This window comes from Pseudomonas oryzicola (assembly GCF_014269185.2).
GTDB classification, from domain to species: domain Bacteria; phylum Pseudomonadota; class Gammaproteobacteria; order Pseudomonadales; family Pseudomonadaceae; genus Aquipseudomonas; species Aquipseudomonas oryzicola.
In genome coordinates this window covers 1,700,566-1,712,000 of the sequence record NZ_JABWRZ020000001.1, presented here as the reverse complement: position 1 = coordinate 1,712,000, position 11,435 = coordinate 1,700,566, and the positions used below count along the sequence as shown (strand labels likewise).

The 11,435-nt window shown below is 62.5% G+C and carries 8 protein-coding genes; 4 read left to right on the top strand and 4 right to left on the bottom strand.

The annotated features are described in order from the left end of the window. Nucleotides 1–170 precede the first annotated feature (170 nt). A complete protein-coding gene (locus HU760_RS07740; protein WP_186676382.1) occupies nt 171–425 on the top strand; it encodes a DUF2790 domain-containing protein in 255 nt (84 codons plus the stop codon). Nucleotides 426–517: 92 nt separating this feature from the next. Here the strand turns inward: HU760_RS07740 and HU760_RS07735 are convergent, their stop codons facing one another. Continuing rightward, complete coding sequence (locus tag HU760_RS07735) at nt 518–2,077, bottom strand: sigma-54-dependent transcriptional regulator (protein WP_186676381.1); 1,560 nt, start codon at nt 2,075–2,077, stop codon at nt 518–520. Nucleotides 2,078–2,333: 256 nt separating this feature from the next. Between HU760_RS07735 and phhA the strand changes: the two genes are divergently transcribed. After that, nucleotides 2,334–3,122: a phenylalanine 4-monooxygenase gene (phhA, locus tag HU760_RS07730; protein WP_186676378.1), complete on the top strand. Its 789-nt coding sequence runs from the start codon at nt 2,334–2,336 to the stop codon at nt 3,120–3,122. Nucleotides 3,123–3,161: 39 nt separating this feature from the next. After that, nucleotides 3,162–3,518: a 4a-hydroxytetrahydrobiopterin dehydratase gene (locus tag HU760_RS07725; protein WP_114168360.1), complete on the top strand. Its 357-nt coding sequence runs from the start codon at nt 3,162–3,164 to the stop codon at nt 3,516–3,518. 617 nt (nt 3,519–4,135) lie between these two features. On the opposite strand, the gene ydiJ is transcribed toward HU760_RS07725, so the two are convergent. Then, entirely contained in the window at nt 4,136–7,156 is a 3,021-nt protein-coding gene (ydiJ, locus tag HU760_RS07720; RefSeq protein ID WP_186676376.1) for a D-2-hydroxyglutarate dehydrogenase YdiJ, read from the bottom strand. 152 nt (nt 7,157–7,308) lie between these two features. Here ydiJ and HU760_RS07715 point away from each other — a divergent pair, with 152 nt between their 5' ends. Continuing rightward, entirely contained in the window at nt 7,309–8,193 is an 885-nt protein-coding gene (locus tag HU760_RS07715; protein WP_186676374.1) for a LysR substrate-binding domain-containing protein, read from the top strand. 88 nt (nt 8,194–8,281) lie between these two features. Here the strand turns inward: HU760_RS07715 and HU760_RS07710 are convergent, their stop codons facing one another. Both HU760_RS07710 and rluB read right to left on the bottom strand, forming a co-directional pair. Continuing rightward, complete coding sequence (locus tag HU760_RS07710; RefSeq protein ID WP_186676372.1) at nt 8,282–9,700, bottom strand: amino acid permease; 1,419 nt, start codon at nt 9,698–9,700, stop codon at nt 8,282–8,284. Nucleotides 9,701–10,357: 657 nt separating this feature from the next. Further along, on the bottom strand, nt 10,358–11,425 hold the full coding sequence (rluB, locus tag HU760_RS07705) for a 23S rRNA pseudouridine(2605) synthase RluB (protein ID WP_186676370.1): 1,068 nt from the start codon (nt 11,423–11,425) through the stop codon (nt 10,358–10,360). Between the last annotated feature and the right edge of the window lie 10 nt (nt 11,426–11,435).

Genomic DNA, 11,435 nt, shown 5'->3' with positions numbered 1-11,435 from the left:
CACAACCCTAAAATTCATCTCGCCAGCAACGGCAAGGCGATTAACAACTGGTAACAGCCCCCACGAAGGCAAGCGTTAATCCCCGTCTTACCCCGATAGTTAAACCAGCAATACACGCGGTGCCATAAGCGCCGCGCGCCCCCTCACGACCTTAGACAGGTAAATAGAAAATGAAAGCGTTACTGGTATTGGTACTTGGCAGTCTTTGCGGCGCGGCAATGGCCGGCGAAGCCAAAGATGCCGAGCAGATTCCGGTTGAACAGTACAACTATGCGCAGCACCTGGACATTGCCCGCGTCATTTCCATGAGCGAAGTGCCCAATGTATGCGAAGTCGTGCCAGCCCGCATGACCTATGAAGACTCCAAGGGCCAGAAGCACATTCTCGAATACCGCGTGATGGGGAACGGCTGCTCCAACGGCTGAGACCTTTTGAATCAGGGGCCCTGCGGGCCCCTTTCGCGGGTAAACCCGCAATCAGCCACCACCTGATTAACGGGTTATTAACTAACGGCTAATTAATCTACTGACTTGCCCAACGAGTACTCCCGCAACTTATTGGCAATCGTGGTATGCGAAACACCCAATCTCTTACCTAAAGCCCGACTGCTCGGAAACTCTCCCATCAAACTTTCCAGCACCGCTTTCTCGAAGCGCCCGACGATCTGTGAAAGATCCCCGTCCAGCGAGAACTCACCCAGCGGTTGCCGCGCGCCATAATCCGGCAAGCGAATATGTTCGCTCTTGACCACGCCGCCATCGCACAACGAAACCGCCTGGAACAAAACGTTTTCCAGTTGCCTTACATTGCCCGGCCAATGGTACTGGGCAAGTTTGTCCATCGCCGCCGGCGCCAGGCGCGGCATGGCACAACCGATCTGCCGGCTGGCCTGGTCGAGAAAGTGCTGCACCAGCCCTTCCAGGCCGTCCATGCATTCGCGCAAGGGCGGAATGTGCAGTGACAACACATTGAGCCGGTGATACAGGTCCTGGCGAAACTCGCCACGGGCGCACAATTCGGACAAATCCACCTGGGTCGCGCAGATCACCCGCACGTCCAGGTACACCTCTTCATCGCTGCCTACGCGGCGGAAGCAGCCGTCCTGCAGAAAGCGCAGCAACTTCACCTGCAGGCGCGGGCTCATTTCCCCTACCCCGTCAAGGAACAGCGTGCCCCCGGCGGTCAGCTCCAGCAGCCCCAGCTTGCCCTCGGCCCGCGCACCTTCGAAGGCGCCAGGGCCGTAACCGAACAACTCGGTCTCGGCCATCGACTCGGGCAAGCCGGCGCAGTTCAGCGCCATCAGCGGCGACTGGCCGCGCGGGCTGGCCAAGTGGCAGGCACGTGCGAGCAACTCCTTGCCGGTGCCCGTCTCCCCCTCGATCAGCAAGGGCGCATCCAGTGGCGCCATGCGCCGCGCCTCGCGGACCACGGCAGCCATGACCCGTGAGCTCTGGAAGATGCTGTCGAAACCGCGCAACTCCTGCTTGCGCACATTGTAGATACGCTCGCCGATACGGTCGGCGCGGTGCAGGGTCAGCACTGCACCGGCCAGCGCCTCGCTGTCGTCATGCTCGGACTGCAGCGGCGCGATATCGGCCAGGAACACGTCACCCTTGACCTTGATGCGCAGGCCGTTGATGCGCGACTTGTTGGCGCGTACCAGCTCCGGCAGGTCGAAGTCTTCCACATAGCGCGCCAGCGGCATGCCCGGCACCTCGTCCACGCGTACCCCCAGCAACTGGGCTGCCGCGCGGTTGGCGGCGACGATGCTGCCACCCATGTCGATCGACAGCACCGGGAAGTCCAGCGCCCCCAGCAGCGCATTCAGCTCCATATGGCGGCGCTCGCTGGGCATCAACCCCACGCGCTTGACGCCGAACACCCCGGCGATGGCCTCGAACTTGGGCCGCAGCGCCTGGAACTGCAAATTGATCAGGTTCGGGCAATGCAGGTAGATGGCGTTGCCATGGTCCCCCCCCACCTCGCCGCGCAGCACGTTGATGCCGTACTGCACCAGCAGGTTGAGGATGTCGCGCAGGATGCCAATACGGTTCTGGCAATGCACTTTGATACGCATGAGGGCTCTCGAAGCGACGATGTTTTTAAACGCGCCGCAGAAAAGTCGTAAAGATAAGCTGACAAAAACCGCCAAAGCATCAGCCAGATGCCTCGGATTTTCCGACACCTGCCGCGCTTTGTAAAATATTCGTTACGAAAGCCCCGCCAAAAGCCCATCCCGCCCGCTTCTCACCCCCGTGCAAAGCAGCCGGTGAAGGGATATTCCTTAGGCATGTCCTGCACATAACAAGAAAAGCCCTCACCAGGAGAGCCACATGAAACAGACGCAATACGTGGCACGCGAGCCCGATGCGCACGGTTTTATCGACTACCCGCAGCAAGAGCATGCGGTATGGAACACCCTGATCACCCGCCAGCTGAAAGTGATCGAAGGCCGCGCATGCCAGGAATACCTGGACGGCATCGACCAGCTCAAGCTGCCGCACGACCGGATTCCGCAACTGGGCGAGATCAACAAGGTGCTGGGCGCCACCACGGGCTGGCAGGTTGCCCGGGTGCCGGCACTGATCCCCTTCCAGACCTTCTTTGAATTGCTCGCCAGCAAGCGCTTCCCGGTGGCCACCTTCATCCGTACCCCGGAGGAGCTGGACTACCTGCAAGAGCCCGATATCTTCCACGAGATCTTCGGCCATTGCCCACTGCTGACCAACCCCTGGTTCGCCGAGTTCACCCATACCTACGGCAAGCTCGGCCTGGCGGCGACCAAGGAACAGCGCGTATACCTGGCGCGCCTGTACTGGATGACCATCGAATTCGGCCTCATCGAAACCGCTCAAGGCCGCAAGATCTATGGCGGCGGCATCCTCTCGTCGCCGAAAGAAACCGTCTACAGTCTGTCTGCCGAGCCGGAGCACCAGGCCTTCGACCCGATCGAAGCCATGCGCACCCCGTATCGCATCGACATCCTGCAGCCGCTGTATTTCGTGCTGCCGAACATGAAACGCCTGTTCGACCTGGCCCACGAAGACATCATGGGCATGGTTCATGAAGCCATGCAACTGGGCCTGCACGCACCGAAGTTTCCACCCAAGGTCGCTGCCTGAGCGACCTTGCCGATAACAACTCGAACCGGAAAACACCACATGAATGCCTTGAACCAAGCCCATTGCGAAGCCTGCCGTGCCGACGCCCCGAAAGTCACTGACGAGGAGCTGGCCGAGCTGATTCGCGAGATCCCGGACTGGAACATCGAAGTACGCGATGGCCACATGGAGCTGGAGCGCGTCTTCCTGTTCAAGAACTTCAAGCACGCCCTGGCGTTCACCAATGCCGTGGGCGAAATCGCCGAAGCCGAAGGCCACCACCCGGGCCTGCTGACCGAGTGGGGCAAGGTCACCGTGACCTGGTGGAGCCACTCGATCAAGGGCCTGCACCGCAATGACTTCATCATGTGCGCACGCACTGACAAGGTTGCGCAGACGGCTGAAGGCCGCAAGTAACCCGTGAAGAAAAGGGGCCTCTGTGGCAGCGGGTAAAACCGCTGCCACAGAGGCCCCTTTTCGTTGGCCAACAAATGTCCGCTGTTCGCCCGCAAAACCGACCAGCGACCGGCAAAAAAACCAAACTGTCATCCAGACTTGTGTATCCTGCCCCAGCTTTGCGAAGCTTCAAACGCGCCTGGCGCAGACTTTTCACTCACACTTGCGAGGAACGACGAGATGCATGAAATCCCGAATCTTCCCTTCCCAAGCCTGAACCCAGAAGAGCCAACCGTAACCGTTCACGCCGAGCCGGCAACTGCCGTCGAACAGGATGGTGACGATAAATCCAGCGCTGACCAGGACTAACCGCGCATCCCCGACTGTGTGAAAACGGCTGACCTGCCCGCTACTCCCGTCATCACGTTTTCACACCGTCCAGAACCCACGCAGGCTCTCATGCCCGTCTCACCGCGCCTCTTGCGCTCACCCTGCAAGTCGTCTCCATCGTCCTCTTCACCTTCATCGGCTACCTGAGCATCACCCCGCACTGCGCCAGCCGCAGCTGGGCCAACGTTCATGGGCGGTGCAATACCCGTCGACGATGGGCTGCAAGGCAGCCCTCAAGGCCCTGAAACCTAGCGCTGGGCGTACTGCAACACCACCTCCAGCGGGTGACGCATCTGCCGCTCGGTCATGCGTTTGACCTGGCTACGGCACGAATAACCCGTCGCCAGTGGCTCGCCTTCCTTGTCCAGCTTGGTCGCCCAGCTCTGCTCGAAGATGGTCCGCGAGGTTTCCTGGTTGCGCGCCTCGTGCCCATAGGTACCGGACATCCCGCAGCAGCCAGTGGCTTCGGTTACCAGCTTCAGGCCCAGGCGGGCGAACACCTGCTCCCACTGCCGGGTGCTGGCCGGCACGTTGGTCTTCTCGGTGCAGTGTGCCATCAGGCGGAAACTGCCCGCCGCGGTTGGCACCTGCTCCGGCAGCACATCCATCAGCCACTCCTGCGGCAACAACACCTTCGGGCAGCCGTCCAGGCCCGGGACTTTCTGGTACTCCTGGCGGTACACCAGGGTCATCGCCGGGTCCAGGCCCACCAGCGGCACGCCGCAGTCGGCCAGGGCCTTGAGCTGGGTGGCGTTGCGGATCGCCGCCTTGGCAAACGCCCCGAGGAAGCCCTGCACATGCAGGGGCTTGCCGTTGGCGCTGTACGGCGCCAGGAACACGCGATGGCCCAGGCGGTGCGCCAGGTCGATGAAGGCCGACAGCAATGGTGTTTCGAAGTAGCGGGTAAAGGCGTCCTGCACCAACACGATGCTGCGCTCGCGCTGGGCCGGGGTCAGTTCACGCAGGGCCGGCACGCTGGCCATGCCGACGCGGCAACGGGTCAGGGTGGCCTGGAAGTTGAAGCGGCTGATCAGCGGGCTGTCGACCATGCCGACCTTGTCGGCCAGCAGCCTGCTCACCCACTTCGAGCCCATCACCGCGTTGTACAGCCCTGGCGCGTGGGCCAGGTACGGGATGGTGAACTCCAGCGAGCCGATCAGGTAGTCGCGCAGCGGACGCTGGTAGCGGCCGTGGTACAGCTCGAGGAAACGCGAACGGAAGTCCGGGACATTGACCTTGATCGGGCACTGCCCGGCGCACGACTTGCACGCCAGGCAGCCGGCCATGGCGTCGTACACCTCATGGGAGAAGTCCTCCTGGCCCTGGCTGCGCGCACGATTGTTGCGCAGGCGCGCCGGCAGGCCCTTGAGCCACGACACCTTGTTACGCGCCGCCGCCAGCACATCGATGTTCGCCTCACCCTGCAGGCGCAGCCACTCGCGCATCAGCGAGGCGCGGCCCTTGGGCGAATGCTGGCGTTCACGAGTGGCCTTCCACGACGGGCACATGGCGTCGTTGGGGTCGTAGTTGTAGCAGGCGCCGTTGCCGTTACAGTGCACGGCGCTGGGGAAGTCCTGCCACACACGCTCGTCGATGGTACGGTCGAGGTCGCCGCGCAGGGTTACGCCATCGACCGGGGTCAAGCCCTCGGCACTGCCCAGGGGCGTGCAGATCTTGCCGGGGTTAAGCTGGTTGTGCGGGTCGAAGGCGCCTTTCAGGCGCTGCAGGGCCGGGTACAGCTCACCGAAATACTCCGGCACGTACTCCGAACGCAGGCCTTTGCCGTGTTCACCCCACAACAGGCCACCGTAGCTTCTGGTCAGCGCTGCCACCGCGTCGGAGATCGGCTTGACCAACGCGGCCTGGGCTGGGTCCTTCATGTCCAGCGCCGGGCGCACGTGCAGCACGCCGGCGTCGACGTGGCCGAACATGCCATAGGCCAGGCCGTAGCCATCGAGCAGCGCGCGGAAGTCAGCGATGTAGCCGGCCAGCTGTTCCGGCGGCACCGCAGTATCCTCAACGAACGGTTGCGGCCGCACTTCGCCCTCGACGTTGCCCAGCAGGCCCACCGAACGTTTACGCATGGTATAGACCCGGGTCACCGCCTCGGCGCCCTCGGCAAGGGTGTGGCCCAGGCGCTCGACACTGGTGTCGCTCTGCAGGTGCTGGATGAACGCCTGCACTTTGGCATTGACCTCGGCCGGCTCGTCGCCGCAGAACTCCACCAGGTTGATGCCCAGGGTCGGGCGCTCGGGGTCGGCCGGGAAGTATTCGGCAACGCTGTGCCAGACGATGTCCTTCATCGCCAGCATCAGCACCTTGGAATCGACCGTCTCGATCGACAGCGGCTTGTGCGCCATCAGTGCGTTGGCGTCGCGCAGGGCATCCATGAAGCTGCTGTAGCGTACGTTGACCAGCACAGCGTACTTGGGGATCGGCAGCACATTGAGCTTGGCTTCGACCACGTAGCCCAACGAACCTTCGGCACCGCACAGCACGCTGTTGAGGTTGAAGCGGCCCTGTTCGTCGCGCAGGTGCGCCAGGTCGTAGCCGGTCAGGCATCGGTTGAGCTTGGGGAAGGTGGTTTCGATCAGGTCAGCCTGGGTTTCCTGGATTTCCCGCGCCATGCGGTACACCTCGCCGACCCGACCGGGCGCAGCACAGGCCTGTTCCAGTGCGGCAGCGTCGATCGGCAGGCTGTGCAGGCGCTCGCCACCGAGCAACACGCTGTGCAGCTCCAGGACATGGTCGCGGGTCTTGCCATAGGTGCAGCTGCCTTGGCCGCTGGCATCGGTATTGATCATGCCGCCGACAGTGGCGCGGTTGGAGGTGGACAACTCGGGAGCGAAGAACAGGCCATGCGCTTTCAGCGCGGCGTTGAGCTGGTCCTTTACCGTACCCGCCTGCACCCGCACCCAGCGCTCCTCGACGTTGATTTCGAGGATCTTGTTCATGTGCCGCGACAGGTCGACCACGATACCGTCGGTCAGCGACTGGCCGTTGGTGCCGGTACCACCGCCACGCGGGGTCAGCTTGACCTGCCGGAAGCGCGGCTCGCCCATCAGCGTGGCGACCCGCACCACGTCGTCGGCGTCCAGCGGGAACACCGCAGCCTGCGGCAGGCGCTGGTAGATCGAGTTGTCGGTGGCCAGCACCGTGCGGGTCGCGTAGTCGGCACTGATCTGGCCACGGAAGCCACTGTTGCGCAGGGCTTCGAGAAATTCGGGATAGTTGGCGCTCGGGGAGACGGTCGGCAGCTGGGCGATCATCGAAGGATGGCCTCTTGATATAGGCAAATTCACGGGATTCCTGTCGTCCCGGCATGATTGCGGGCATGCGGAGATGACGTATAGCCCAATGTTCCTGTAGTTTCGCTTCAGGGGCAAACGGATAATCCTGCCGCTATCGATGACTTTCATGAATGAATTACCGCCACCTGACCCCATCCATGTCGCTGCTGCTGGCCTTCGAGGCTGCCGCCCGACATGAAAGCTATACCCGCGCCGCCGTCGAACTGTCGCTAACCCAAAGTGCAGTCAGCCGCCAGGTCCAGGCACTGGAACAGCAACTGGGGCTGACCCTGTTCCGCCGCGAGGGACGCCAGGTGCAACTCACCGATGTCGGCCGCCTGTACCAGCGCGAGCTCAGCGAGGCCCTGGGGCGCATCCGCAGTGCCACCCTGCAGGCATTGGCCTACCAGTCAGGGGTAGGCACCTTGCGCCTGGCCACCCTGCCCACCTTCGGCTCGAAGTGGCTGCTGCCGCGGCTGCACGCGTTCTACAGCGCCCACCCGGGCATGCTGGTGCATATTCATTCACGCATCGAAGCCATCAATTTCGACACCAGCGAGATCGACGCCGCCATCGGCGTGGCCAGCCACGACTTGCCGGGTTTGATCTGCCATCGCCTGCATGCCGAGCAACTGGTGGTGATCCTGCCGCCGGAAGCTGGCGTGGCTAGCCAGGGCTGGAGCCCGGCCCGGATCAGTGAAGAGGTGCTGCTGAACGTGGCCAACAACCCGCATGCCTGGGGCGAGTGGTTCTCGCACCATGGCCTGGCGCACCGGGCGATGCGCCTGGGGCCGAGCTTCGAACTGACCTCGCACCTGATCCAGGCGGTACGGGCCGGTATCGGCATCGGCCTGGTGCCACGCATCCTGGTGGAAGAGGAGCTGGCCAAGGGCGAGCTGTACAGCCCCGGCGAGGCGTTTGCCAGCCAGCGCAGTTATTACCTGATCTACCCGCCGAGGAACGAGGCGTTGCCATCGCTGCGGGCATTCAGAGGTTGGTTGCTGGAGCAGATCTGACTTCTGTCGCGGCCCTATCGTCGGCACAGGCAAGAAAAAACCCGAAGCCAGTCGCCTGGCTTCGGGTTCTCGGCTACTGCATGGCGCCTTACTTGGCCATGCCGGTAGCAGCTACACCGTTATTCATCCTGCGACGCGGCTTGACCATGTAGATCACGAACATCGCAAACAGCCAGACCGGGATCGCATACACCGACACGCGGATATCCGGGATCATCAGCATGATGCCCAGGATCAGCGCCACGAACGCCAGGCAGAGGTAGTTGCCATAGGGGTACCACAAGGCCTTGAACAGCGGCTTCTGGCCAGTGCGGTCGAGGTGCTGGCGGAACTTCAGGTGCGAGTAGCTGATCATCGCCCAGTTGATCACCAGGGTGGCCACTACCAGCGACATCAGCAGCTCCAGGGCGTTCTGCGGCATCAGGTAGTTGAGCAGCACGGCAACGAAGGTCACCACAGCCGATGCCAGGATCGAACGCACAGGTACGCCACGCTTGTCGACCTTGGCCAGCGATGCCGGGGCATCGCCCTGCTCGGCCATGCCCAGCAGCATGCGTGCGTTGCAGTAGGTACCGCTGTTGTACACCGACAATGCCGCCGTCAGGACCACGAAGTTCAGCAGGTGCGCCGCCACGTCACTGCCCAGCAGCGAGAACACCTGCACGAACGGGCTGCTGCCATAGCTGCCACCCGAGGCCGCGATGCTGGCCACCAGGTTGTCCCACGGGGTCAGCGACAGCAGTACCACCAGGGCGCCCACATAGAAGATCAGGATGCGGTAGATGACCTGGTTGATCGCCTTGGGAATCACGGTCTTCGGTTTGTCGGCCTCGGCAGCGGTAAAGCCGAGCATTTCCAGGCCACCGAAGGAGAACATGATGAATGCCAGGGCCATCACCAGCCCGCTGACACCGTTCGGGAAGAAGCCACCATGCGACCACAGGTTGGCCACGGTCGCCTCAGGGCCGCCGCTGCCACTGGTCAGCAGGTAGGCACCCAGGCCGATCATGCTGACGATGGCTACCACCTTGATGATGGCGAACCAGAACTCGGCTTCACCGAAGAACTTCACGTTCATCAGGTTGATGGCGTTGATCAGCACGAAGAACGCCGCCGCCGTAACCCAGGTGGGGATCTCCGGCCACCAGTAGTGGACATATTTGCCGACCGCCGAAAGCTCCGACATCCCCACCAGGATGTACAGCACCCAGCAGTTCCAGCCCGACAGGAAGCCGGCGAAACCGCCCCAGTAGGTGTGGGCGAAATGACTGAACGAGCCGGCCACCGGCTCTTCGACAATCATCTCACCGAGCTGGCGCATGATCATGAAGGCGATGAAGCCGCAGATGGCGTAGCCGAGGATCATCGACGGGCCGGCGGATTTCATTACCCCCGCCGAGCCGAGGAACAGCCCGGTACCGATCGCACCACCCAGGGCAATCAGCTGGATGTGGCGGTTCTTCAGGCCCCGCTTGAGCTCGCCTGAATGCATGTTTTGTCCACTCATGAACGAAGTCACCTGCATTGTTTTTATCTGTGACGGAATCGGACCCACCGCGCTCGTGGCGCAGCGGAATGGGCAAGGTGGTTACCTTGGGTTTCCTGAACGCTGCAGCCGCCGGAGCGGGTCAACCAGGGGTGATCAGGAGTGCGCGGTACGCAAAGGAGTCACAGGTAAAACGCGGCGCACTGTATACCCCTGCAAACGCGCAGGCGTCAACGCACTGCATCGTTTCCTTGGGAAAAAACGCAGCGATCCTGTGGTGTAGGCCTTCAAAGGCGGAGTGATCGGCGTACATGGCGCCTCCATTTGTTGTTTTGTCAGCCTGGCTCTGTGGACAGGCTTTTGCACACGGCAATGGTGGCTATAACACCGTGGGGCGGGGGTTTGGGCAAGGGTGGCCAGGGCCAGGGGGAAGGCTCGGGCATGGTGGCGACGGCAAGCATTGTTTACAGGGCCGTGGAAAATCCGAAATCAGGGCTGAATTCGGCCGGACCTGTATAGATTTTTTTACAAGCCGGTTCGAGAACTTGCCAGTCGTCCGAAAAATTCTTTTTGTTCAATGTCTTGTGGCCGCTTTGCGGCCCATCGCAGCAGCCCCAAAATTCCACAGGCATGAAAAAACCAGCCCGAAGGCTGGTTTCTCGTCACCACGAAGGCCGATCAGCCACGCGGTTTGCCGCGACCACGACCTGCCGGCTTTTCAGCTTCAGGCTTGCCCGGACGCTTGCGCATCTCGCTCGGACGCTCGGCAACCGTGCTGCCACGGCCGCCCTTGCGCGGGGCCTCTTCACGCGGCTGGCGCGCCGGGCGTTCGTCGCCAGCGCCAGCTTCGTGGGCCGGGCGCAGGCTGCGCACGCGCTCGCCACGGCCCAACGGGCGGGTCGACTTGCGCTGCAGGCGCTCCAGCTTGTCCTTGGCCTTGAGTTTCATGGCCGGCAGCGCTACCGGCTGCAGGCCCACTTCAGCGGCGAGGATGTCGATTTCGCCCTGGGTCATTTCACGCCAGCGGCCCATCGGCAGGTCGGAATTGAGGAACACCGGGCCGAAACGCACACGCTTCAGGCGGCTGACCACCATGCCCTGGGACTCCCACAAGCGACGCACCTCGCGGTTACGGCCTTCCATCACCACGCAGTGGTACCAGTGGTTGAAGCCTTCGCCCCCGGGCGCCTTCTGGATGTCGGTGAACTTGGCCGGGCCGTCTTCCAGCATCACGCCAGCCTTCAGGCGCTCGATCATCTCGTCATCGACTTCGCCGCGCACACGAACCGCGTACTCACGGTCCATCTCGTAGGATGGGTGCATCAGGCGATTGGCCAGTTCACCATCAGTGGTGAACAGCAGCAGGCCGGTGGTGTTGATGTCGAGGCGACCGATGTTGATCCAGCGGCCTTCCTTCGGTCGTGGCAGGCGATCGAATACGGTGGGGCGACCTTCCGGGTCGTCACGGGTACAGATCTCGCCATCGGGCTTGTTGTACATGATCACCCGGCGGGTGGCCTCGGCGGCCTCTTCGCGCTTGATCAGCTTGCCGTCCACGGCGATGGCATCGTGCAGGTCGACGCGCTGGCCAAGGGTGGCCTCGACGCCATTGACCTTGATGCGGCCCTGGCTGATCCAGGCCTCGACGTCACGCCGCGAGCCAACGCCGATACGCGCCAGCACTTTCTGCAGCTTTTCGCCGGACGGAGGGGTGGGTTGGCTATCTTGCAGGTCTTGCTCACTCATCTGGGCACCT